Source organism: Micromonospora sp. CA-263727, from assembly GCF_050942455.1.
GTDB lineage: Bacteria > Actinomycetota > Actinomycetes > Mycobacteriales > Micromonosporaceae > Micromonospora.
This window is the reverse complement of record NZ_CP192031.1, coordinates 794,865-818,057: the sequence shown is the minus strand read 5'-3', so window position 1 is coordinate 818,057 and position 23,193 is coordinate 794,865. Positions and strand designations below refer to the sequence as shown.

The 23,193-nt window shown below is 68.5% G+C and carries 25 protein-coding genes; 20 read left to right on the top strand and 5 right to left on the bottom strand.

What is annotated here, in order from left to right:
• The first annotated feature begins 120 nt into the window (after positions 1-120).
• The 3 genes from ACQPYA_RS03900 to ACQPYA_RS03890 all read left to right on the top strand — a co-directional run bounded on the left by ACQPYA_RS03900 (position 121) and on the right by ACQPYA_RS03890 (position 3,830).
• Complete coding sequence (locus ACQPYA_RS03900) at positions 121-1,113, top strand: DUF4238 domain-containing protein (RefSeq protein WP_433531264.1); 993 nt, start codon at positions 121-123, stop codon at positions 1,111-1,113.
• A 161-nt stretch (positions 1,114-1,274) separates the two neighbouring features.
• On the top strand, positions 1,275-2,378 hold the full coding sequence (locus ACQPYA_RS03895; protein WP_433531263.1) for a hypothetical protein: 1,104 nt from the start codon (positions 1,275-1,277) through the stop codon (positions 2,376-2,378).
• 306 nt (positions 2,379-2,684) lie between these two features.
• Positions 2,685-3,830 (top strand): IS110 family transposase, encoded by a 1,146-nt coding sequence (locus ACQPYA_RS03890; RefSeq protein ID WP_433531262.1) that lies wholly within the window; start codon positions 2,685-2,687, stop codon positions 3,828-3,830.
• 192 nt (positions 3,831-4,022) lie between these two features.
• On the opposite strand, the gene ACQPYA_RS03885 is transcribed toward ACQPYA_RS03890, so the two are convergent.
• Positions 4,023-4,406, bottom strand: a complete 384-nt coding sequence (locus ACQPYA_RS03885) for a GNAT family N-acetyltransferase (protein ID WP_433531261.1) — start codon at positions 4,404-4,406, stop codon at positions 4,023-4,025.
• 262 nt (positions 4,407-4,668) lie between these two features.
• On the opposite strand from ACQPYA_RS03885, the gene ACQPYA_RS03880 reads away from it, so the two are divergent.
• The 7 genes from ACQPYA_RS03880 (at position 4,669) to ACQPYA_RS03850 (ending at position 13,541) form a co-directional block, all read left to right on the top strand.
• Positions 4,669-5,499 (top strand): hypothetical protein, encoded by an 831-nt coding sequence (locus tag ACQPYA_RS03880; protein ID WP_433531260.1) that lies wholly within the window; start codon positions 4,669-4,671, stop codon positions 5,497-5,499.
• A 252-nt stretch (positions 5,500-5,751) separates the two neighbouring features.
• A complete protein-coding gene (locus tag ACQPYA_RS03875; RefSeq protein WP_433531259.1) occupies positions 5,752-5,964 on the top strand; it encodes a hypothetical protein in 213 nt (70 codons plus the stop codon).
• 498 nt (positions 5,965-6,462) lie between these two features.
• Complete coding sequence (locus ACQPYA_RS03870; RefSeq protein WP_433531258.1) at positions 6,463-7,581, top strand: hypothetical protein; 1,119 nt, start codon at positions 6,463-6,465, stop codon at positions 7,579-7,581.
• A gap of 95 nt (positions 7,582-7,676) precedes the next feature.
• Positions 7,677-8,627, top strand: coding sequence for a hypothetical protein (locus ACQPYA_RS03865; RefSeq protein WP_433531257.1), 951 nt, complete (start codon positions 7,677-7,679; stop codon positions 8,625-8,627).
• Positions 8,624-8,908, top strand: coding sequence for a hypothetical protein (locus tag ACQPYA_RS03860; protein ID WP_433531256.1), 285 nt, complete (start codon positions 8,624-8,626; stop codon positions 8,906-8,908). Before ACQPYA_RS03865 ends, ACQPYA_RS03860 begins: the two co-directional genes overlap by 4 nt.
• 261 nt (positions 8,909-9,169) lie before the next feature.
• Entirely contained in the window at positions 9,170-11,098 is a 1,929-nt protein-coding gene (locus ACQPYA_RS03855) for a tyrosine-type recombinase/integrase (protein ID WP_433531255.1), read from the top strand.
• 7 nt (positions 11,099-11,105) lie between these two features.
• Positions 11,106-13,541, top strand: coding sequence for a site-specific integrase (locus ACQPYA_RS03850; RefSeq protein ID WP_433531254.1), 2,436 nt, complete (start codon positions 11,106-11,108; stop codon positions 13,539-13,541).
• A gap of 87 nt (positions 13,542-13,628) precedes the next feature.
• Here the strand turns inward: ACQPYA_RS03850 and ACQPYA_RS03845 are convergent, their stop codons facing one another.
• Complete coding sequence (locus ACQPYA_RS03845) at positions 13,629-14,243, bottom strand: hypothetical protein (RefSeq protein ID WP_433531253.1); 615 nt, start codon at positions 14,241-14,243, stop codon at positions 13,629-13,631.
• A 351-nt stretch (positions 14,244-14,594) separates the two neighbouring features.
• Here ACQPYA_RS03845 and ACQPYA_RS03840 point away from each other — a divergent pair, with 351 nt between their 5' ends.
• The 4 genes from ACQPYA_RS03840 (at position 14,595) to ACQPYA_RS03825 (ending at position 16,951) form a co-directional block, all read left to right on the top strand.
• Positions 14,595-15,260 (top strand): phosphoadenosine phosphosulfate reductase family protein, encoded by a 666-nt coding sequence (locus ACQPYA_RS03840; RefSeq protein WP_433531252.1) that lies wholly within the window; start codon positions 14,595-14,597, stop codon positions 15,258-15,260.
• On the top strand, positions 15,257-15,589 hold the full coding sequence (locus ACQPYA_RS03835) for a hypothetical protein (RefSeq protein WP_433531251.1): 333 nt from the start codon (positions 15,257-15,259) through the stop codon (positions 15,587-15,589). Before ACQPYA_RS03840 ends, ACQPYA_RS03835 begins: the two co-directional genes overlap by 4 nt.
• Positions 15,589-15,846, top strand: coding sequence for a hypothetical protein (locus ACQPYA_RS03830; RefSeq protein WP_433531250.1), 258 nt, complete (start codon positions 15,589-15,591; stop codon positions 15,844-15,846). The genes ACQPYA_RS03835 and ACQPYA_RS03830 overlap by 1 nt, the downstream gene beginning before the upstream one ends.
• Before the next feature lie 76 nt (positions 15,847-15,922).
• Positions 15,923-16,951 carry a hypothetical protein gene (locus ACQPYA_RS03825; RefSeq protein WP_433531249.1) on the top strand — a complete coding sequence of 343 codons (1,029 nt, stop codon included), beginning with the start codon at positions 15,923-15,925 and terminating at the stop codon, positions 16,949-16,951.
• Between the two features lie 539 nt (positions 16,952-17,490).
• On the opposite strand, the gene ACQPYA_RS03820 is transcribed toward ACQPYA_RS03825, so the two are convergent.
• The 3 genes from ACQPYA_RS03820 to ACQPYA_RS03810 form a co-directional block, all read right to left on the bottom strand.
• Complete coding sequence (locus ACQPYA_RS03820) at positions 17,491-17,952, bottom strand: hypothetical protein (RefSeq protein WP_433531248.1); 462 nt, start codon at positions 17,950-17,952, stop codon at positions 17,491-17,493.
• Positions 17,953-18,000: 48 nt separating this feature from the next.
• Positions 18,001-18,354, bottom strand: coding sequence for a hypothetical protein (locus tag ACQPYA_RS03815; protein ID WP_433531247.1), 354 nt, complete (start codon positions 18,352-18,354; stop codon positions 18,001-18,003).
• A 101-nt stretch (positions 18,355-18,455) separates the two neighbouring features.
• Positions 18,456-18,602, bottom strand: coding sequence for a hypothetical protein (locus ACQPYA_RS03810; RefSeq protein ID WP_433531246.1), 147 nt, complete (start codon positions 18,600-18,602; stop codon positions 18,456-18,458).
• A gap of 85 nt (positions 18,603-18,687) precedes the next feature.
• Here ACQPYA_RS03810 and ACQPYA_RS03805 point away from each other — a divergent pair, with 85 nt between their 5' ends.
• The 6 genes from ACQPYA_RS03805 to ACQPYA_RS03780 all read left to right on the top strand — a co-directional run bounded on the left by ACQPYA_RS03805 (position 18,688) and on the right by ACQPYA_RS03780 (position 23,024).
• A complete protein-coding gene (locus tag ACQPYA_RS03805; protein ID WP_433531245.1) occupies positions 18,688-19,383 on the top strand; it encodes a hypothetical protein in 696 nt (231 codons plus the stop codon).
• Positions 19,384-19,483: 100 nt separating this feature from the next.
• Positions 19,484-20,053, top strand: coding sequence for a hypothetical protein (locus ACQPYA_RS03800; protein WP_433531244.1), 570 nt, complete (start codon positions 19,484-19,486; stop codon positions 20,051-20,053).
• 124 nt (positions 20,054-20,177) lie between these two features.
• Positions 20,178-21,212 carry a hypothetical protein gene (locus ACQPYA_RS03795; protein ID WP_433531243.1) on the top strand — a complete coding sequence of 345 codons (1,035 nt, stop codon included), beginning with the start codon at positions 20,178-20,180 and terminating at the stop codon, positions 21,210-21,212.
• The gene (locus ACQPYA_RS03790; protein ID WP_433531242.1) at positions 21,209-21,787 is read left to right on the top strand and encodes a hypothetical protein; all 579 of its coding nucleotides are present in this window, start codon (positions 21,209-21,211) and stop codon (positions 21,785-21,787) included. Before ACQPYA_RS03795 ends, ACQPYA_RS03790 begins: the two co-directional genes overlap by 4 nt.
• Positions 21,784-22,650, top strand: a complete 867-nt coding sequence (locus ACQPYA_RS03785) for a DUF7221 family queuine tRNA-ribosyltransferase-like protein (RefSeq protein ID WP_433531241.1) — start codon at positions 21,784-21,786, stop codon at positions 22,648-22,650. The genes ACQPYA_RS03790 and ACQPYA_RS03785 overlap by 4 nt, the downstream gene beginning before the upstream one ends.
• The gene (locus ACQPYA_RS03780) at positions 22,548-23,024 is read left to right on the top strand and encodes a DUF7221 family queuine tRNA-ribosyltransferase-like protein (RefSeq protein WP_433533372.1); all 477 of its coding nucleotides are present in this window, start codon (positions 22,548-22,550) and stop codon (positions 23,022-23,024) included. Before ACQPYA_RS03785 ends, ACQPYA_RS03780 begins: the two co-directional genes overlap by 103 nt.
• Positions 23,025-23,193: the final 169 nt, after the last annotated feature.

The window sequence follows — 23,193 nt, the reverse complement described above, 5'->3', positions numbered from 1 at the left end:
TCGGCAGCATGAGAGTGCACTGCGTGCGCTCTGTCGATCATCGGAGTGGTGCTGGTTGGGCCGTCAACTGGTCTACCCGCCGCGACGCCTTGTCGGTTGTCCCCGGTACCGTCTGCGACCATGAGTCGTGCCAAGCGGCACCACTACGTGCCGGCCGCCTACCTCGCCCGTTTCGGTGAGGGCGGTTCGGTCCTGGTGCGCCGTCGGCGCCGGCCGGCGATGTACGCAACCAGCGTCAAGAACGTCGCTGTCGAATCTGGATTCTACGAGGTCTTGGGCGACGACGGTCTGCCGAGCGACGCCATTGAGCGGGGTCTCGCCGGCCTTGAGGGTGAAGCCATCATGGCGTTGCGCGAAGTGGAGCAAAGCCAGCAGGCGCCTCCTATCGGATCGTCCGCGCGGAGCACACTGGCCACCTTCCTGGCGGTGCAGTTCACCAGGACTCCGCTGCACCGCGAGCGCATCATGTTTCCGGAGCGAGTGGCACGTTACGCCGGCAGCCGAGAAATCGACGCCGCCCTGATGGCGGAATACCTGGAACGGGAGCATCTGGGATTCAGCCCCCGGGACAGCGAGGTACGTGCCGCGCTGGACCTGACGCAGTACCTGCTCCGCGAGCGGGAGTTGTTCACCAAGGACAACGCGATTCGGTTGGCGTTCAGCACAGTAGAAGCGGTAGAGCAAGTCATGCTCCGCATGCGTTGGAGTTTGGAAGTCGCCCGCAAACCACGGCTCATTACCTCGGACGCGCCGCTTGTGCTGTGGCGCGCCCCGACGCCTCGCGACCAGTTCGAAGGCTTCGGCCTAGAAAACGCAGAGGAGGTGCGTTTCCCGATCAGTCCCGCGATGCAGCTCTTGCTGACGCACCAGGCCCGAGAGCCGGTGACGTGGATTGAGCCAGAACGCGTGCGAGCCTGCAACGCCGACATGACGCTGGCGTGTTATCAAGTGGTGGTCGGTCATCCTCGACGAGAACGGCAGTTGGAGCTGCTGAACCTGCCACCTCGGCGTCCAGTCATACGGTTTAACACCGGCCCGGGATATCGCGTGAAGCCAGACGGGACCGAAGATTATATGGGCGAGATTTTGCATAGCTGGGTGCCCAGACGGTAAGTCTTTTGGATGCCAGTGCGGGCCGCCGTTCTTGCAGCCAGCGAGCCTGGGGCAGATCGGCGGGTCGGCAACACGAGCCAGGCGAGGAGCGACGTCTTTTCGTTCTCACCGCTGGCACACTTTCTGACGAAGGCTCACACAGCGATGAAAGAGGCACCGAGGTGACAGGGAAGTCCATCGAGCAGCTTGTCGAGGAGGCCCTGGACGCCTTCGACGATCCGAGTGCAAGCACGAGCAACCTCCTGCGGCGCGCCATCCGCATCGCCGCTAAGCGACAGGACTATGCAGCGCTGATACGCCTCATCCCCGAAACCCAGGACATGACCACAGGCAAGGTCAGCGACGCGATGCTGCGGGACGCGCGCGCGAACTTGGAGCTGCTGCTGGGCTCCGAGGAGGCCGAGCGGCTATATCTTGCTGCCACGCGGCGACACATCACTATCCGGACCGTCAGCGGCCAGCGGGACAAGGTACGCGCTGAGAGCATCAGCCAGATCGAGGCACTCCTCGCGCAAATCGCCGAGGTTGGCGACAGCTACCGAAAGCCGCCGGACAACCTCACGCCGATTGACACCTACCACGTCGCGCGCAGTTATGATGCCGCAGTCGCGAAGTTGCTCCCCCTTCGGCGGGATCTAGAGAACCTCCTTGAGCGGGTCAAGCAGGACGTTTACGACTTCCTCGTCGAAACCGAGCGCCAAATCGAGCTAGGCCAGCGTCGCCCTCATATCTTCGACAGGGCACGGGAGTACATCGAAGGCAGGCTGCGTGGACTGGCACCCGACGCGCTGGAGAAGTTCCGCGCGGCCGAAAAGGCCGTCGAATCGGGCCAACCCGAGGACCTCGCCCATGCCTTGACCTCCTGCCGTCGGATGATTAAGGCGCTCGCTGATGCTCTTTACCCTGCGACCAACCAGATGGTCATCGGTATCGACGGCAGGGAGCGCCGTATGTCCGACGACCTCTATCGCAATCGGCTTCTCGAATATGTAACGCAACGCCTTCGGAGCGGCACCCACGCCGATCTGGTGAAGGAGACATTCCGCAGCTTGGATAACCGACTGAAGCGGCTCAACGAGCTGTCCAGCAAGGGGGTCCATGATGCCGTAACCCGCGCCGAAGCGGAAACCTGCATCATGTGGACCTACCTTACGGCAGCCGATATCCTGCGGATCGACAACAGTCCACCTCGTCAGCGTGACTACACGAACCCGGCGGCGTCGGCTAGCGGTCCAGCCCCGGCTTCTGATACTGATCGAGCATAGTCTGCGCGTGGTTGGCTTCTCGGCGTCACCACGCACTCTCATCGGCTACTTGTTTCATTGACCTGCGACCGTGGCCCGGCCAGGCTTCGGTCGAGGCGCCCGGGCTGTCGCTCTCTCATCGGCTGCCCACGCTGGTCGTGTGGCTCTCATTTGGCCTGCGCGGCCCGGGCGTCGCCCCAGGGCAGGGAGAGGCTCAAGAGGGGTTTGCTCGGCTCGAAGTAGCGTTGCCCTCCCGGCTCGACAACACAGGTGGATCGAGCATCGGAGGACGCGTTGAGTCTCACGTCAGATCGTGTGGTCATCGGGATGGACCCGCACAAGCGCTCGGCAACGATCGAGGTCATGGCCGGCGACGAGACCATCGTCGGCGGCGGCCGGTTCGACACCGACCGCGGCGGCTACACGGCGATGAGGACCTACGCCACGCAGTGGCCGGACCGGGTCTGGGCGATCGAGGGCTGCCAGGGCATCGGCCGGCACATCGCCACCCGGCTGCTGGCCGATGGTGAGCAGGTCGTCGACGTGCCGCCGAAGTTGTCCGCCAGGGCGCGGGTGTTCGCCACCGGGCAGGGCCGCAAGACCGACGCCACCGACGCCCACTCCATCGCGCTGGTCGGCACCCGCATGACCGGGCTGCGCCCGGTGGTCAATGATGAGCAACTGGCTCTGCTGCGGATTCTGGTCGACCGGCGCCGTTGTCTGGGTGAGGATCACACCCGGATGGTGTCCCAGCTGCATCAACTGCTGCTGGAACTCATCCCGGGTGGGGCGAAGAAGAGCCTGTCCGCCGCCCAGGCCAAGGCGCTGCTGGCCACCGTCCGGCCCCGTGACGCGGTCGGTAAGGCCCGACGGCGGGTCGCCGCGGAGCTGATCGGTGACCTCGAACGGGTCTACCGACGTTCCAAGGAGGCAGACAAAGAGTTGAAGGATCTGGTGGCGTCCACTGGCACCACCTTGATGGATTTGCACGGCATCGGACCGTCCGGCGCCGCCCGGCTGCTGGTCGAGGTCGCCGACATCACCCGGTTCCCGAACCGGGCCCACTTCGCCTCCTGGAACGGCACCGCCCCCATCGACGCGTCCTCCGGCGAACAGGTCCGCCACCGACTCTCCCGAGCAGGCAACCGACAGATCAACCGGGTGCTGCACATCATGGCCACCGTCCAGCTACGCAACCCCACCGAAGGCCGCGCCTACTACGACCGCAAGAAGGCAGCCGGCAAGACATCGATGGAGGCGATGCGGGCGCTGAAACGACGCCTGTCCGACATCATCTACCGGACCATGATCAACGACACCACAGCGGCCACGGCAGCGGGCCCGGGAGGACAACAGGGAACGACAACTGGCTCCAGCGTGACCGACTCACATCCCCCAGCCGGCTCTTCGGAGAAGTCACTTCCCGGACCCGCCGCCACCCAGGATAGAACTCTCCTCCCGGCAGCGTCTTGACACAGAGGGGAGCCAGATCCGCACGTCGAGGGATTGGCTGGGCCAGCAATCCCTCACGCAACGTCACCGACTTGGATCGCCGCCAAGCCGAGGGGCGGTCATCGTGCGTAGGTCGAGATCGGCGAGGTGTGCACTTGCAGCTGTACCTACCTCTGCACTCGGACCTGTACGCCGACACCTGGGTCACCGCGATCAAAAGTCCTCGCCCATCGTGGCGAAGTACCAGTCGAGCACCGCGCTGAGCGTCTCAGACGCCAGACCCATCCCCCACGACGACGGCCGCAGCTGATACGAGAGCTGATACGAGATCTCCCAAGGACCACGCTTGCGGCTCAGGTCGTCACTGCCCACCAGCTCATCCGTGACCCGATCGACAATCACGAACTGTCCCCACGCCGGCTCGGAAACCAACCGGACAGCTCGCCGCTCGGCCGTCCGCCGCTCCACGGGCCCACCAAGATAACGGCGCACCTCGCCGTCGGTGAGAAGCGCGACAAGCCCGGCCAGATCGTCGGGACCAGGACGACGCAGAGACACACGACCAGCGTCGAGTGGCGCAGGCAGCCAGGCTTCCACGCCAACATGGTGGCACGCCACCACACCGTCAACGCCACACAGCCACGCCCACCTTGCCTGTCACCCGGATCCGGCACGCTGGACGCCACACCCCTCACTTCCGACACCGCCTTCATGACCCGGATCCGAGACGCCGTCGCACACATCCTCGCCAAACCGCCGCCGCGGACTTCAGCGGCATCGCATGGGGCGGCGGCGAGGGCACCGACGGCAGCATCCGCGGCGAGGTGGGCGGCCAGCCTGAGCGAGCCAGGCATCACCCATGCCGCCCTGGACGGCTGCGGCCTATACACTGACGGGGCACCGGCGGGGTGGCGACGCCCGCGTCGGGCTTCTGGAAGATGGCCGGGGCCTTGCCGCCACCCGCAAGCGGGTGGATGGCCCCGGCCGTCGCCATATCAGGGCCGGGAAGACGGTGGAGACGGTGGAGACCTGGATCGTCGGCGGCCGCAAGGCCACCAACCGCGCGGGCGCAGCCGAGCACCTCGGGCTCGCGCCGAACACCGTCACCCGATATTCGTCGCCCAAGGGCCGGCCGGTGTTCGGATGGCCGGAGCCGCTGCCGGAGAGGGTCAACGGGCAGGAGGTCTTCGCGCTCGACGAACTCGACGCGGTGCTGCGACCCGCTCCTGCTCCCGCTCCCGCTCTCGATGGCGACCCCAACGAGCTGATCGGCGTCGACGAACTTGCCGACCTCAAGGGCATCACCTTGGGGTCGATGAAACGCTATGTCGAGGATTCGATTCCGGCCTGGGAACGCGGAAAGGACGGCTACCTCCCGCGGCCTGACGTCTGGCCGCCGGAACGCGCCCCGGTTCAGGGCTTCGTCTATCGCTGGCGGCGCGTTACCGGCTGGAAGTGGGCGTTTCCCGCTACCCGGCGCACGAGCGGGCGCAAGCCTGGTCGGCGACCGCAGGTCGCCGACCTACAGGCGGTGCTCGCCGAGTCAGGCGCCGATGTGCGGCCCACCCTTCGCGAACTCGCCGAGAAGCTGAGCAGCCGGCTCGGCACCGACGTCAGTATGCAGGTCGTCCGGCGCCTTCGCCGCAAGGCAGACGACGAGGCCACCGCCGACGACGAAGCTGTGGAGTAGGGCAAGTCCATCGAGGTTGGGCACCCCGTGACGCCCTCGGGGCGTCGAAGAGCGTGGCCTGCGCCCGCACGGGGTGGCCGGCTCGGTCGCGCTGGCGAGCTGCCACGGCCCGGCGTGGGCGTGCGCGGGACAGTACCGCACCCTCTGGTGGGTGTTGACGAGAACCGGCACCGCGCAGCGCGGGCAGTTCGTCCACCGCACGTCGAAGCCGGCCGGCCCGGGGGCGGGCCGGATCGAGGCCAGCGACCGGTTGTGCAGAACGGGGTTCCGCTGGTCACCGTCGGTCCGGCACGGGTACGACCCCGCCGCTACCAGCCGTCAGCCGATGAGGTCCCGCAGATCGAGTTGGCCGTCGCCACCGCGGGCAACCTCCCCCGTCGCGTCGCTGGCCAGATCATCGAGCACAGCACCGCCGGTGCCAACGTGGGGCAGCCGGAAGGTCGATGCCCCGGCGCGCCACCGTGACCACCTTGTCGACGAACTCGCCATCGCTACCGCACTTCGGCCAATAGAACGGCCGAGCACCCTCGATGCCCTGCTCCGACAAGAGCGGCCAGCACGGCACCCGGACGCGCCCGAGCGCCGCTGCCGCCAACGACTTAGCCCCAGCCCAGGCGAGTGCACACCATGCACCGACCGACGAACCCCAGGGTGCGACCTACCCGGCGCCGCGGGTTCACCCGCACGGGCATGATGCGGCCGGCACCCCGACCGGCCTGCGACTGCCTGACGCCGTCTCGCCAGCGGCGCGCTGGCGCAGCATCGCCCTATAGGGTATTATTATAGAGCGGGTTTGGTCGGCAACCGGGCCCGCTACCAGAAGCCTGATGTCGCAAGGAGCACCATGCCCAACCCCGACACCATCCCCGCGAGCTGGACACCGCTATCGCCCGCGAGCGCGCCACCTGCGCCCGCGCGACCGACCGGGCATTCGTCCTGGCAGCCGGCCGCGCCGCGCACCTGGTGGCGCAGGCGTTGCCGGGCGCGCACACGCTGCACTTCGCCTGGGACCACGACGACACCTGGTTCGGCGTGACCCTGGAGGCAATACGCGGCCCCGCCGGCGAACTGCTGTGGTACGGCGACCTCTTCGCCGACGGCCCCGAGGCCAAGGCACTCAACGCCGCTGGCGGCCCGGCCACCCGCTACTTCGACACCCAGACCGAGACCGCCCTCGGCGAGGTGATCCAGGTTCCCGCCGACCTCGACCGCTCGCTGCTCCAACATTCCAGGGTGCAGCGTGCTGATCCGGATCGGCCGGCGCACCTGGTCGCGCTGGACGTCGCGTCGGCGGTCGCCGGCGCGCTGGCCGCCTGCGAACCGGACGCCATCGCCGTCGATCTGCTGTCCGCCCTGCTCGCCGACGAAAAGGCGGTGCTCGACGTCGAGGACGTCGCGCCGCTGGTCGACTGGCTGCGCCGGGCGGTCACCGGAACGCGGCCAGGCCACCACGAGCAGGAGATGACCGCAGTGCGCGCGATGCTGCGCGGTCAGCCCGCCGGCGACGGGCTACCTACCACGTACGGCACGCGCGACGGCTTCGCCTACGAGCGGTTCCGCTTCGGACCCGACTTTCCCGTCCCGCTGGCCCACGTCGCCGCGCACGGCATGGCGTACTTCCGCGGCGTCGACGGGCACCTGTGGTTCGCCCCGGACTCCGGCCGGCGCGGCGAGTACGACTGGGACCGGGCGCAGAACGTGGCGGAGTTCGACCTACGCACCGTCCCCGGCAACCGGAGCACGTCCGGCTATCTGCCCACGATCAAGCGACTGTGTCGGGCGGTCGACGCGGTCCAGGCAGCCGACGACGACTACCGCTTCCTTCACACCTCGGGCGGCGAGCTGCGCGAGCGCCGCGCCGCCGAACTGGCCCGCCACCTGTCGGCCCACGGGTTCAGCCGGACCGAGGGCACCTACATGCTCACCGACGCGCTGATGGGCGCCCGGATGGTCATCCAGCCCGACGCCTACCTGCTGCACTACCGCCTGCGCGACGGACGCCCGGTACAGGTCTGGCTGGCCGCCGAGACGCCGACCGTGACGGTCGCCAGCGTCGCGGTCGGCTTCGTCGACGGGCACTGACCCGATGCCCTGGTCGGGCGCCGCGTGGCGCCCGACCAGGGTCGGCTCGTTTACCCCGCCCGCCATCCACAGCTCATCGACACGGAGGCAACCTCGTGCCAACCTGCCTTGACCCGCCCGCCATCGACACGGCCCGCGAGGCTGCACAGGCCGCGGCCCGGCTCGCCGAGCGAGCCGCCATCGCGCACGCCAACGAGCGCTGCCGACTGGCCTGCCTGCTGCTGCGCGGACTGCCCGCGCTGGCCACGGCCGTGACCGTGGTCTTCGACCACGACGAGAAGGTCGTCACCGCCGAAACCGTCATTACCCTGGTCCACGTCCGCGACGCCGACGGCACCCTGCTCTGGTACGACGACTGCGGCCCGTTCGCGGCCCACCCTGACGCGGTCGCCCTCGGCGACCCGCCCACCTTCAATGCCAAGACGATCGACGAGGTCCACCTGCACCTGATCGCGGCCTACGACGCTGACCCGGGCCACTTCAACACCAGTGACGACGGTGCCGCCGTCATGCCTCACGCCAACCTGCTGGAAATGCACCTTCCGAGCGCGCTGGGCCAGTCCTTCCCGCCGCGCACCGGGCGGGAAGTCGTCATCGAGGCGTCCGGGCGGCAACCCGACCGGCTCGTGCTGGTCGGGGACGACACCCTGACCGTACTAGTCGACGGCCGCCCCTCCGTCGGGGTCGACATCGGCGGCCCTGGGCACTGGCCCGACGGTGAAACCTGGGAGCGGCTGCCGATCGGCGGTGTCACGACCGAGCGTGACGTCATGGTCCTGGGCATGAGCGAGGACCAGTTCCGAGGGTTGGCGCCGCTGCTCGGCCTTCCGGCTTCCTGGTTCGGGCGATGGAAGGGCGCCCCTGGCGAGCTGCGTGACATCAGGCTGGACAACGGCCAGTGGAGCTGCGTCACCGACGCCGGCCTTGACGCGGTGATCCGGCACGTCCGCGACCTCGGTCTGACCTTCGAGGAGACCCGCGCCACCCGGTACGCCGCCAACGTCGTCGCCCCGGCCGACACGCGGCACGGGGAACTGGACCGATGACCGGCGCTCGCCCGGCCAGGGTCAGCGGCCTTTACTGCTTCAGTTGGGGCAACCAGTTCTACGAGCGGTGGCGCGACGGGCGACCGGTCACCCTGGTCGACTGCCTCGACGCCTGCTACGGCGTTTTCTCCGCCCGGATCTGGCGGATCAACACCGACGACACGCTCACGCTGGTGGTCGTCGACGCCGGCAGCGCCACCGAGATCACCCACGTGCCCACCGGCCGTCGCATCCGCCGCCGACCGTACGGGGCGCAGCGACCCAGCGCCCGCCCCGCCTAGCCACTCGCGCCGAACGCCGCCCGACCGCCCCTCGGTCCGGGCGACGTTCGGCCTCCTGCCGTGCCACGTTTTCCCAGTCCAGAGCCACTTTGCGACTGGCGTCCCCACAGACCATGGGGTATCATTATAGATGGAGTGAGGGACGGCAACACGGACTCCGACCAGAGGCCCGACCACCCCAGGAGCGTCCGTGTCTACTCACGACCTGCCGGCCGTCTCCCGACCCGCCGCAACGGTTCGGCGACCGGGCGGAAAAGCCCGATGACCGGGGCGACCACGCCGTACGTGCGCGCGCTGGCCGGCGCCAACCTGCCCGACTGGCTCGCCTGCAAGGTCGAGATCAAGCCCCGCCGCAAAGCGATCGGCCTGGTGGTCGAGCCGCGCATGGTGACGATCGCGGTACCGCCCACGACCACGCCCGAGGAACTCACCGCGGCCGTGACGCGCAAGCTGGCGCTGATCCAGCAGGCCGCGAGCGCGCCCGGCCCCGACTCGCCGGACTGGCTGGGCTGGTACGACGTGATCATCATTCACACGAGCGGGGGCAAGGATAGTCAGACTGCCGTCCGTCGCGTACTGCGGATCCTCGCCGCCGCTGGCGTGCTCGACCGGGTCGCGGTGCTGCACCTGGTACTCGACAAGGACCCGCGGACCAGCAGCGACGATCCGCGCATCAAGTGGCAGCAGGTCCCCGAGCTGGCCGCCGAGCAGGCGGCCCGCGCCGGCATCCCGCTGTCCGGGGCGGACGGCTGGGCACTGTGGGACGCCCACCGGGCCGGCGCGAAACTCACCGACCGGGAGCAGTGGGCGGGCCTGATGCACTACGCCCGCCGCGACGTCGACGGCGACCTGCTCGACGACTTCGCCACCCGCCGCAAGCGGGACGGGTCGCCGCGCAGTTGGGCCACGATGTGGACGCGCTTCTGCTGTGTTATCTGCACCTACTTTCCCTCGTTGATCAGGGCGTTCATGACCGTGATCAAGGAGTTTGGTGTGGACCTACGCAGTCTGCTCGTTGAGGGCCGGTGCGGCCTTCCCAACGTCGGCTCGCTCGCGGTGAGCGGGCGAGTGCATCCGCCGGTCGTTGTCGTCGACGCTGCTGGCGTCGAGATTGAGCCGGTTACCGCTTACCTGCGGGATTTGGCGATCGGCGATTGCAGCCCGCTGACCTGCCGCAGCTACGGCTTCGGTCTGCTGCGGTGGTTTCGGCTGCTGTGGCTGCTGGATGTGGCGTGGGAGAAAGCGACCGAGGCCGAGGTTGCGGTGTTGGCGGCGTGGCTGCGTGCGTCGGACAACCCGCAGCGTCGCCGCACGGCTGGTGACACATCCGAGCCAGGCGCGGTCAACCTGCGGACTGGTAAGGCGAGTCTTCGTCGCGGCTACGCGCCGCGGACCATCAATCACGCGTTGAGTGTCGTCAGCGGCTTCTACACCTACCACGCACACGTCGGTCGGGGCCCGTTGGTCAACCCGGTCCCGGCCGCCGCGCAGCGGCGGCGCGCGCTGGCACATCGCAGCCCGCTGGAGGTTGCCCGGCAGCACCGACGAGGCCGGTTGCGGCAGCGGGTGTCCGACCAGCCGCCCCGGTCTATTCCGGACCCTCTGTGGGATGAGCTGTTCGCGACGATGAGCTGTGACCGTGACCGGGCGCTGATGGAGTTCTTCGTCTCCAGCGGTGCCCGCGCCGCCGAGCTGCTCGGCGTGACGCTCGCCGACATCGACTGGGCCGGCCAACGGGTCTGGGTGATCTCCAAGGGCACCCGGCTGCGCCAGGTGATCCCCGCGTCGCCGCAGGCGTTCCTCTACCTGGCCAGCTACCTCGACGAGCACGGCACCCCGCCCGCCGACGAGCCGGTATGGCGGACCCGGCGTGGTCGTGTCCAGCCGCTGACGTACTCCGCACTGCGGCGCATCATCCAGCGGGCCAACCAGCGGCTTGGCACCAACTGGACGCTGCACGACCTGCGGCACACCGCAGCGATCCGGATGGCCAACGGCGGGAAGCTCACCCTCGCCGAGGTGCAGTCGATCCTGCGGCACGCCGATATCCGGGTGACCGGCCGCTATCTGGTCACCCGGGTCGAGGAACTGTTCGACAAGCTCGCCGAGCACTACAGCCAACCTCGGCCGCAGACCATCTACAGCCCTGGCTACGACCCGGCCGACGTGCTGGTGGTGTTCGGTGCCTAGGACGAACGTGACCACTGCCCACAGCCACCGCCATCACCGGCACGGCCCCTACGTCGAGGAACTCGGGTTCGCCAGCCGGTTCGTGTCCGGGACCATGCCGGCCGCTGCCGCGGTCGCGGCGGTCCCGCCGCGGCCGTTCGGCGACCTCGCCCACGCCGCTGCCAGTTCCCTCGCCGAACTTGCCGGTTCGTTCGGTCCGGGGACACGACCAAGCCGGGTGCAGCGGCAGGCGGCTGCCCGGGAGGTGCTGGACTACCTGGCGGAGTTCGCTGGTGGCACATGGCAGCAGCGGTGGGACGCCAGCCCCCTGGGCCGCGGTGAGTTCGGCGCTGGGTCGTTGGACGCCAGCCGCAGCGCGACCTACGGACTGTCGCTGGGCGTGCGGCAACTGTTCTGTCTCCGGGCGATCCAGCCGAGCCTGCTGGCGTTCCGCCGACATCCGTTCTCCGGCTACAACATCCTGTTCGTCGCCGCGCAAAACGATCCGTTGCTGGACGATTACGTCAAGCACGTGAAGGCGCATCCGATGTCGCACCAGCACCAGAGCGACGCGATCGCCGACATGTGCGGCCTGCTCACCGTCCAAGGCGTCGCGCTGGCCGACGTCACCCCGGAGTCGCTGCTGCACCACGCGCACGAAAACCGCGCCGCACGCGCCATCCTGCACCCAGGCGAAAAGGTCGCCAACCGGTTCATCTGCCGCGGCGCCTGGAACGTCCTGCACCGCATGGGCCACTTCCCGCCCACCGTCCCGCAGACGATGCGGGAAGCGATGCTGCGGGGCCAGCAGACCGTCACCGAACTCGTCGACCGGTACCCGATCCAGAACGCGGCCGTACGCCAGCTACTCATCGAATACCTCACCCGCCGACGGGCGGACTCGGACTACTCGACGCTCACCACGCTGGTCATCAACCTGGTCAGAAACTTCTGGTGCCGAATCGAGCAGCTCAACCCCGGCCAGACCGACCTGCGCATCCCGCCCGAGATCTACGCCACCTGGCGCGACCAGATCCGCTTCCGCGATGACGGCACGCCGCGGTTGCAGGTCGACGACGTCGTGATCGGCGTCCGCAGCTTCTACCTCGACCTGCACACCTGGGCCGCCGAAGAACCCGAACGATGGGCCGCCTGGGTCGCACCCTGCCCGGTACCGCCCACCGACATCCGCGGCCTCGGCGCCCGGCGCCGACGCATCAACGAACGCTCGACCGACCGCACCCGGGTCCGGCAGCCGCTGCTGCCCGTGCTCGTCGCACACGTCGAAGCCCGCCACGAGCACGCCGTTCGCCTGCACGCCGAAGCAGCCACCACCGCCGAAGGGCAAACCTTCACCGTCAACGGGCGCGGCTACCGCCGCTACGTCAGCGACACCGACCGCGCCCACCTGAAGGCCGGCCGCCCCGCCGCCGTCCGGGTGCAGGAGCTGCCCTCCGGCATGGTCATCAACACCGAACCCGAGGACGAGGACGCGTTCTGGGACTGGGCCGTCGTCGAGACCCTGCGCCACTCCGGCCTGCGCATCGAGGAACTCTGCGAACTGACCCACCTCAGCATCCGCCAATACCAGCGCGCCAACGGTGAAGTCATCGCCCTGCTCGTCGTCGCCCCCTCCAAGACCGACCGGGAACGAGTCATCCCCATGTCGGCCGACCTGTTCCACGTCATCGCCTCGATCATCCGCCGGCACACCACCGGCGGGCGCACCATCCCGCTGCTGCGCCGCTTCGACGCCCTCGACAAAGTCTGGAGCGCCGCGCTGCCGTTCCTGTTCCAACGGCGCAACGGCACCACCGCCACCGTCACCAGCGGCGGCACGATCCTGCTGCGGCTACGCCGCGTCTGCACCGCGATCGCCGCCTACAACCCGGCATTCGCCAACCTGCGGTTCACGCCGCACGACTTCCGCCGCATCTTCGCCACCGAACTGGTCAACAGCGGGCTGCCCATCCACATCGGCGCCGCCTTGCTCGGACATCTCAACATTCAGACCACACGGGGCTACGTCGCCGTCTTCGACGAGGACGTCGTCCGCCACTACCAGGCCCACCTCCAGCAACGCCGCCGGATCCGGCCCGACGACGAGTACGGCCCGGTCGCCGAATCGGAGTGGGCCGAGTTCGAGGAGCACTTCGACAAACGCAAGGTCGAACTCGGCTCCTGCGCACGCCCCTACGGCACCCCCTGCCAACACGAGCACGCCTGCATCCGCTGCCCAATGCTGCGCGTCAACCCGAAGATGATCAACCGGCTCAACGAACTCGAACACGACCTACTCGCACGCCCTACTCGCACGCCGCCAACACGCCGAGCACGAGAACTGGCTCGGCGAAATCGAAGGACTCGACTTGACCCTCACCTTCCTGCGCATCAAGCGCGAAGAAGCCAAACGCCTCGCACGCCGATCGCTCACCCAGCTCGGCATACCACAGCCAAGGGGTGACAACGCTTGACCCACCGCCACCCCTCACCCATCCCTCGCCCCCACACTGGGCATAACTTCGACCCCGAAACAGCACCGTCCGAAGCGCTACATCATGCTGCGGAACCGACCAAGGCGCCGCTCCACCGCATTGAAGTTCTCAAGCAAACCCGCCAAACGCTCAACGACCGCATCAAGCGCTACTACTCCGTCCTGAAGGCCGGCGGTCCTGTCCGCCGCGCTGCTAAGCGTCGCAGCCGAGTCCTCGAGATGACCGAGCTTCTGACCCGCTCTCAACAGCATGGCGGCCACGTCCTCGTTCGGGTACCGGCTCGTGAACTTCGACTCGGCCAACTGCTCCACCAAGGGTCGCAACAGGCTGGCCGCCTCCGCATCGATAGCGCTCAGACGGTCGACGGCTTCATCGATCTGCGCCGTCACATCGGCGAACGACGCCGCGATGAGATCTTGCAGCCGGTCCTCTGTCAAACTTCGCAGGCCACGCAGCGCTGCATGCCCTGGGCCTTCACGGTTGTCCTTCCACGCTTCAAGGACCTCGATCGAAAATTCGTCCGGGCGGATCTTGTCGACGATCTTGTGGTGAACGATACAAAGCAAAACAAGGTTGTCGAAGCTGTTGCGCTCCTCATCGGTCATCCGCGCCACATAGCGCCGGCCACCCTCGTTCGCCGCGCGAATGTGCGCGATCTCGAAGTTGTTCACAGGGATCCCCCCGACGAACCTGACAATCGGCTCGTCGCAGGTTGGCCAGTAGCAAGTTCCCTGCGAGAGCACGGCCAACGCCGGCACAACCCCTCGCCCATACTTCCGCACGTTGACCACGTAGTCTCCCCAGAATCGCCGCCATCGACATCGCCTGCCGTCTCTAATTCAACGCGACAGCGGCACTCCTTGCCACGCCCGAAAGGCCGCCAGAGTCAACCCGTCGTCCACGGCATCGCAACACCGGCTACCTGCCCCCGCCTCGGGTCACACCACCTCGAAGCTCCGGCTTGTACCACCGCCGATCGCCAGCGCTCCCGCAAAAGCCAGTCATTCACTCAATCGAGTGAAGTGCAGATAAGCACGTCCGACTGGAAGACGGCCATCGGCCGCGCGTTCACCGAGGCCATCTGCGAGCAGGTACGCGCCGAGCGGGGCCTGTCCCGCCCGGTGCGGGTCTTGCAGGTCATGGGGTTCCGGGCCGAAGAGTCCGACGACCGGGCCGCCCGACCGCCGTTCTCGTTCAGCTTCAAGGCATCCGCCGCCGCCAGTCGGCATGTCTGGGATTGGTTGCCCATCCACGACATGACCGCGCGCGAGGTCTGGGCCGATATCCGCGAGTCCGGTGTGCCGTACCACCCTGCCTACTCCGAGGGCCTTTCCCGGCTGAGCTGCCGGCTGTGCATCATGGGTTCCAAGAGGGACCTGGCCATCTCCAAGCGCATGGCACCGGCGACGGCCGCCGCCTACGAACGGGTCGAGGTCGACCTGGACGACCCGTTCCAGCACAACCGGCCGCTCGCCTCGATCGCGCCCGCGCCGGGGCCGGTCGGGTTCGAGGTGCAGTGGACGAGTTGCCCGACCTGCCACGTCCCGGTGCTCGCCAACACCCGGCAGCCGCAGCGACACTGCCCGGCGCACGCGCCAACCGGCCCTTGGCACCTCCTCGGGGCCGCGCCGGCCGCGACGGGATGCGCCGAGCAAGGCTCGCTCTTCGACGCGCTGGAGCTGTCGTGACCGCCCGGGTGACGGTCGGCCGGTTGTGGTCCGAAGACCGCAACTGGAACTCCGCCGCGCACCGGTCCATCGTCGTCCTCGACGGCGACCAGGTCACCACCATGGACGTCGACCACGACCCCTGGCAGTGGCGGCCCGCGCTGCGGAGCTGGGGCGTGGGCGACGTCGCCCAGGTGGAACAGGCCGGCCGGTACGGGTTGACCACCCCGGCAGCGCTGGGCTACCGGCACTATGTCCTGGTCGCCGACCCAAGCAACGTGGGCCGCGTCCTGCCGGCCGACGCCCCGGTACAGGGCACGCTGTTCGACCCGCCGACGGCGGTGGCGTGATGCTGGTGACCCAGACGCACGGCATGGGTGCCGACCTGGCCATCCCGGGCAAGCAGCCCTGGTACCCGCTGATCGACGCCGGATGGGACCGCGACCGGTGCCTCACCGAACTGCACCGCTGGTACGGCTTCGAGTGGCCGCGCTCGTGCTGCGGATTCTGCCTTATGTGGAATTTGGCTGCCGAACTCGGGATGGCCGCTCACAAAACAGAGCTGATCTCACCAGTTGCCGGCGCGGTCGTCACCCCGAACGCCTAGCTAGCTCACCGTAGGTGTCGTACCTGTCGCCTAGCGTCAAACTCCATGAGTCGTTCGGAGGGACGGGTGAGCTTCGATGGGTGACCGCAACTACTCGCCTGGATGCGAGAAGGCGTTGTTCATGCTCAGCCGAGGGCACTGTTACGAGCCAAGCTGCGCGACAAGGGTGATGCGCTTCGTGAACGAGGAGTGGGAGGTCAAGGTCGAGATCGCCCACATCCGTGGGTTGAAGAAGACCAGCGCCCGCTACGACTCGGAGATGTCGAATCCTGAACGAAATCACTTCCGGAACCTGATCTTGCTGTGCGAGCCTCACCACAAGGTGGTCGATCGCCAGGAGAACCTGCACATCTACACAGTCGATCTTCTTACTGATTGGAAGGAGCAGGTCGAGGGTGACCTGTCGGATGAACTGGACGAGATCGACTGGCTGACGCAGGATCGCTTGAGGGTGATCTTGGCCGAGGCCATCGACGACACCCGGGTTGGCATCGATGCGGCGCTTGCCAAAGTGCACGGCGTCGGGAGTGAGACGCTGGACTTGGTCAAGCAACTCGTCGCGGACGCCTTCACACGCCCCTACCTCGACGCACAGACCGCCCAAGCGCTCAGGTCGTCCGCGGAGGAGTTACGGCATCTGCCGCAAAGCGCCGAGATGCTCAGCTACTCAGCGTCGAGCCTGAGCCGGCTGCCGTACTCCGTGGAAATGCTCATGTACTCGTCGCGCGGCCTGGAGGATCTACCACGCTCGGCAGAGACCCTTATGTGCGCGCTGCAGCAGTTTGATGGTTTTCACGATCGAATGTCGCAGACCCTTACCAGGATAGAGGCGATCCAAAGCACGGGAGAGGGCCTTCACGACGTCGCACGTCGCGTCGAGGTCGCTCACGAGTCGGTTGAGCGGCTGGCCGGCGCCTCGACCCACATCGCCGGCATGGCCCAAACGGCAGCGGCGCTGGAAGGGGCCGCCCAGGCGGCCCGAATAGCCGCGCAGGAGTCCGCCGGAGGCTGGTCATGGCCGGCGTTCCGGTGGGGAATGTTTTGGTGCTTCGTGGCCGTCCTCGTCCTGCTTGGCTTCTACTCATGGGCGCGGATGCAGACGTAGGTCCAGAATCTGGAGGTCCGAGGCTCGCGAGCATCCCCGCGGGGGCGCTCGCTGTTCAGGTGTGACTGCTATCGGGTGGACGAAGTATCCGCTTCTCGCTGAGCACGAGCACGGCCGCCGGTGGCTTCAGTTCACCGAGCACATCGGCCGGGCTCCGAAGATGCCTGCGGGCGGGCGGTTGAGGACCACCAACGTTACTGCCGCCAGCACGGCGTCGACCCGCTGACGACGAAGGCCGACGTCATTGCGGGTTGGATCGGCGATTTGAGGCAGGGGCCCCACCCTCGCTCGAACAAAGTGGTGCACCTCAACGCTTACGAGCCACTGGCCCTGACCGACCTACAGCAGTGGCTCGGACAAGCACCCCTTCATTCCGCTGGCCAGCCTGCTCGCCAGCCTTGACAACTCGCCAACCAAACCGCAATAACCAAGAACCACCACCCCTGACCAACCGGCTTGAGACGGCCGAAACAGCCGCTCAGAGTATCGACGCCGCCGATCGTCCGCGCGGAGCCGCTGGCCTCGGGCGTTCTCAACCCTCAGCAGCCGGTGAAGTGGTTCACCCAGGCCGGCAGCTGCTCAGACGGGAGGAACACCTGGAGGTCCCCGACCGTCTGAGTCGCCGTGCCCCGCACCTCGTACGCACTTTCGACGCTGATCGGAGTCCGGTCGGACAGCAGGGCGTGAAGCAGCTCCAAGGTGATCGCGTCCACCCGGCCATGGAGTCGAGCTGTATGCGTCAGAGCGAGCAGGCTCTGTCGACGGGTCTCCGGATTCGGCGACCGTAGCCCTCGGGCGACCCTGGGCAGGACCGCATCGGTGTCGGGGTTGTTGTGCACCAGAGCGATCAGCGCGACCCCGACGTGCTCTTCCCCTCGGTCGAAGGCCGCGTCGACATCCCCGGGCTCCCGACAGCAGTTGAGGTTGCGACCCTGCTCCCAGTCAAGATCGACGGACTCGACCTCATCGCCCTCCGAGGCGCCCGCAGCCGCATAGATCACCCGTCGAGTATCGGGCCGATCAGCACGTCACTGTCAACCAGTACCAGGTCAGGGGTTGAGGTCGGCCCACTGCGCCTGCGTCAGCAGACCCCCACGCTCCAGCCGGTGAGCAATCTCCGTCTTCGTGGCCGCGTCCAGCGTCTCGGGCAGGCCCTCGAACGAGGCGGGCAGGACATCCAACAGTGAGAAGACCTGCTGGCCGTCTCGCACTGTCAGCAACAGCATGCACCGCCAATGCGGCGAGACCGCAGGCTGGTGCACCGTCCGGTGCACCAGCACCGGCCACAGATAGTGCACCGCTTGCGGATCGGCGAACTCCACCAGCCACCCGGCACCGTGATTGCGGTTCAGCCCGCACTCGATCGCCTCCGCGTCGAGCCGGATCAACTCCGACGTATCCACCGCCTTGACCGTGCGGGGAACGTCTGAGCTCACCGCGTCAGTCTCCCACGCGGGACGAGCCAGCCCGCAGACGCCCGTAGCCGCTTGGTCGCAAGCCTCCGTCAGACCGACTGGCTACCAAGGCCCTCCGCCAGCCATGAACTCTCCCCTGCCATCGAGTCCGCCACCAGGCAGGCCTCAGCCCGAAAGGAGCGCACATGCCCGATCACGCCCGCCCTCACCCAGAACAGCGCCAGCAAAGAGGTCATCTTGCTTCCCAGCGATCGAGAGCTAACCCAGCCGCACCAGCGCCATGACCAACGCCCACGCCAAAACCCACCTTCACTATTCCATGTGACTTGCCCATACCAGGCCGGTCCGGACATCGCCCGGATGATCCGCCGGCGGTCCGCCGAGCCGCAGCAGGTCCGCACGGCCATCAGCCTGGAACGCAACGCCCGCACGCTCAACCCTCGGATGACGCTGTACCGAGACCGGTCCGCCGCAGACATCGCCCGCCGGGCCGGCCTCGGCAAGTTGGTCGACCAAGCCGCCGCCGACCTGGACGCCCGCCCGGCCGAGCTGTACGAGGTGCGGCGCATCTACCGACGCCGCGGTGACCGACGCGACAGCAGCGGGCGCGGCTGGCTACTCGGCCCCGACCTGTCCGACAAGGGCACGGACGTGTGGCGGTCGCTGCGCGCGGTCGCCACCGGCACCCGCACGGACCTGCTGAAACTCCTGGCGGCAGAGCAGGTCGCCCGGGGCGGCACGATCGAGACGGTCGACGGCGTACCACGCCTGATTATCGAGCGCGCGACGCCGCCGTACCCGACGACGGAGTCGTTCTACCTGACCGTGGCCGTGGCCGGCGCCACGAAGGAACGCCCGGCGTTCGACGAGCTGTGGCGGTTCGTCCACCGGCTCGACCTGCCCCGCCAGCTCGACGCGCTCAGCCCCGCCGTACAGGCCACTCCCGATACCGCCCGGGATCCCGACCCCCGTCGGGTCCGGGCGGCACGCATTCTCCCAGGACAGACCATGAATTAGAACTACCCTCCACCCTAGAAATAGGGTATCATTATAGGTGAGTGAGGGTCGGCAACCCGAACTCCCCCAGAAGCCCAACGCACACCCCCGGAGCACCCCTGTGTCCGAGCACCCCACCGCCACCGGCGGATCCGCCCCGATCGTCCGCCCCGGTGACGTCATCGACGTCGGCCCGGGTGTCGACCGCAGCCGACCCGCGGGCTACCGCCTACACGTCATCAGCCTCGGCGAGCGTCCTCACGACGGCTGGAACAGCCTGCGGGGTTACACCCTCAACAAGAATGGCGCGCGACGTCGCACCCGCGACGACGAAATCCGCCGATGCTGGCTCCCGATCATCCGGCTGAAGGTGGCCACCGTCGTCGTGCCGCTCGGCACCACGACCCGACCGGTCCCGCTGGCTGTCGCGCCTGATGAGCAACTGCCCCTGCCGGTGCTGCCGGTGCTGAGCCGGCAACGGTCGGCCACCGACTTCGGCGGCGCCGGATGGTCCAACAGCGGCGCCTACCTCGCCGCGCACCTGCACCGGCACCAGGAGTGCGGGCACCTGAGCCGCTGCGGCTTCCCAGACCGCGACGAACCGTGCCAGGCGTACCAGTGCCACCACCGGCGCTGCCGGGACTGCCTGCCGAGCACCGACACCCCGACGTCGGCGGTCGCCGCGATCTGAGCGGGCCCGCCCCGTTCTCCCTTCCCGGCTGGCCGGGTGCGCGATCAGATCCCGCCCGGCCAGCCGGCCCCCTGCCTCGTGCCCGCACCGCCCACCGCGGCCCCTCACGAACCTGGTGACCCCTATGACCACCCAACTGACCCTTCCCTTTCCCCTCGACAAGCCCGTTCCGGCACCAGCGCGGACCGCCCCGCCGCGAGCCGCGCGACGCCGTCGGCACGCCGCCGGGCAGCCGATGCTGGAACTGCCGACCTCGTCGCTGTGGTGCCAGCGCTGGACCGCCGATCGCCAGCAGAAATGGCAGCTCGCCACCCCACACGAGCGGTTCGACGCCCGCAACTACGAGGTCCACCTCATCGACCGGGCCACCGCCGCCGCCTTCGTCATCCCCCGGCACTACAGCGGATCGCACGTCGCCTGCCGCAAGTCCTTCGGCCTCTACCGGGACGGCGTCCTGGTCGGGGTCGCCTCCTACTGCGTCACCAGCGCCGACGCGCTGCGGCTGGCCTACCCCGAACTGGCACCAGGCACCGAGTCCCTCGAATGCGGCCGGTTCGTGATCGCCGACGACGAGCCCGGGAACACCGAAAGCTGGTTCGACGCCCGCTGCCGCGAGTACCTCTTCTCCAAAGGCGTGGCGGCCGTGCTGTCCTTCGCCGACCCGTACCCCCGCATCGACGCCACCGGCCGAACCATCTTCGTCGGCCACGCGGGCTTCATCTACCAGGCCGGCGGGTTCGGCATCGCCGGCCGAAGCGAGCGACGCACCCAGTGGCAACTCCCCGACGGGACGTACCTCAACGGCGTCACGATGCAGAAGATCCGCCAGCAGAAGGCCGGACACGAGGCGGCCGAACGGCGCCTCGTCGAGCGATACGGCGCCCGGCCGATGCGCGCCGGCGAGAAGCCGGCCGACTGGCTGCGCGACGCCGTCCGCGACGACCCGGACGTCGGCGTCACCCTGGTCCGCCACCCCGGCTGCCACCGATACCTCAAGCCCCTCGGCACGGAGAAGCAGGCCCGGCAGTTCAAAGTCGAGCTCCGACCGGTGACGATCAACCGGGACCTACGGCCGGACTGGGCCGACCTCGACGACGACGCCCCGCTGCCGCTCGGGCCGTACCCGAAGGCCCCCGACCTGGTCAGGGCCGCCGCATGAGCCCGCTGCGAACCGCCGCCGACCTGCTGCGCACACTGGAGTCCGGCTGCTACACCCCGCCAGAGCTGTACCAACTCGCCGAACGGACCGGCCTGGCCGACCGCGCCGACGGACGCCGCATCATCCAGGACGGGCAGGAGCAGTACAAGCGCCGGATCCGCTCGGCCCTGCAATCCCTCCGCCGCCAGGGCCGCGCCCGCCCGGACGACGACCAGCGCGCGGCCTGGCTGATCGAGGGCACCACCGCCCGGCTGCGCCGGGCGCTGCTGCTCTGGCTGCCCGGCGACCCGGGTCAGGCCGAACTGGTGCTCGGCGCGGCCGCCACCGTGCTCGCCCAGGCCGACGAACCGATCGACCTGATCGTGGCGGACCCGCCCTACGCGCTCGGTCGCGGCGACCACCGCTCGGCGTACCGGCGCACCTACGGCCGCGACCACGCGCAGGTGCTCGGCGGGTACATCGACCCCGAGGCCCTGCGCTTCGCCATGGGCCGCATCCTCGCCGAGGTCATCCCGGTCCTGCGCCCGCCGGTCGCGCAGCTCGCGCTCTTCGACACCTCGCCAGCGCCGGCATGAGCGTCGAGGACCTGGACACGATCCGGCGCCGCACCATCGCCTCGTACGGCGTCGACCCGCAGCGGGCGCAGCGGCTCCCCGAGTTCATGCGCCGCGACGGCGTCACCAAGTGGCCTCCGCCACCGCCGAGCGTCGCGCAGCGCCGGGCCGGCTGGGACGCGCACGTCGCCCGCTACGGCCTCGGCCCGGACCGCTGGCACAGCCAGTGGGGGCCGGTCACCCCCTACACCCGCAGCGAGTTCCACCCCGACCCCGCCCGGCGGATGACCTTCTACCTCGGCGTCGGACACCCGCACCACCTGCGCGACTCCCCCGTGCCGCTGTTCATCACCGCGACCACCCTCGCCCGGTACGCCAGCCGCTACGAACAGCAGGGCGACGACTGGCCCGTGCAGACCTTCGGCACACCCTGGGCCGGCGACTCCGGCGCCTACGCGGCCCTGATGCTCAACACCCGCGGTCGCCGCGAGCACCCCTGGTACCTGTGGCCCGACGCCTACGGCGCGATGTGGGTCCGCTTCGCCGAAGCGGTCGGGCACGCCTCCCGCGAGCTGATGCCCGACTTCGTCGGCGTACAGGACTGGCCCTGCGAGCCGGACGTCCGTCGACGCACCGGCAAGACCACCCGCGAACACCAGGAACTGACCCTGGAGTCCTACCTTTACCTCGCCGAACAGTTCCCGATGATCGACTGGCTGCCCACATTGCAGGGCTGGTGGCCGTGGGGGTCGAACACGTCGAGATGTACGCCCGCGCCGGCATCGACCTCACCGGCCGGCGGGTCGGCATCGGCAGCATCTGCCGACGCGGCTCCCAGAAGGGCGTGGCCCGCGTCCTGGGCACCCTCGCCGAACTCGGCCTGAACCTACGTATGCACAGCTTCGGGGTGTCCCTCAACGCGTTGCGGGTAGCCGGACACCTGATCGACAGCTCCGACAGCCAAGCGTGGTCCAAGACCGCCCGCGACGAACACCTGATGCTGCCCGACTGCCACCACCTCAGCCGACCCCACCCGGTCACCGGAGCCCGCCGCCCGACGGACTGCCGCAACTGCTTCACCTACGCGCTGCACTGGCGGGAGAAGGCCCTGGACGCCGTCCGGGCCTGCGCCCGCGACCGCACCAACGGACAACACCCCGCCGAGCACCCGGAGCCGGTCCGCCCCGCCAACGCGCCAGCACGCCGCACCCGCCGGCCGCGACCGAACCCGGATCAACTCGCGCTGTTCGGCCAGTAGCCGACACCACGCCAACCAGTCACCGCCGACGGCTGCACCCGACCACGTTTTCGCACGTCACTCCCCCCAAATCGTGGCTTTCCCGGCTTCCCAAAGCCGAGTGAATTGGGTATCATTATAGGTTGAGTTAGGGGCGGCACTCGAACTCCACCTCCAACCAGAAGGCCGA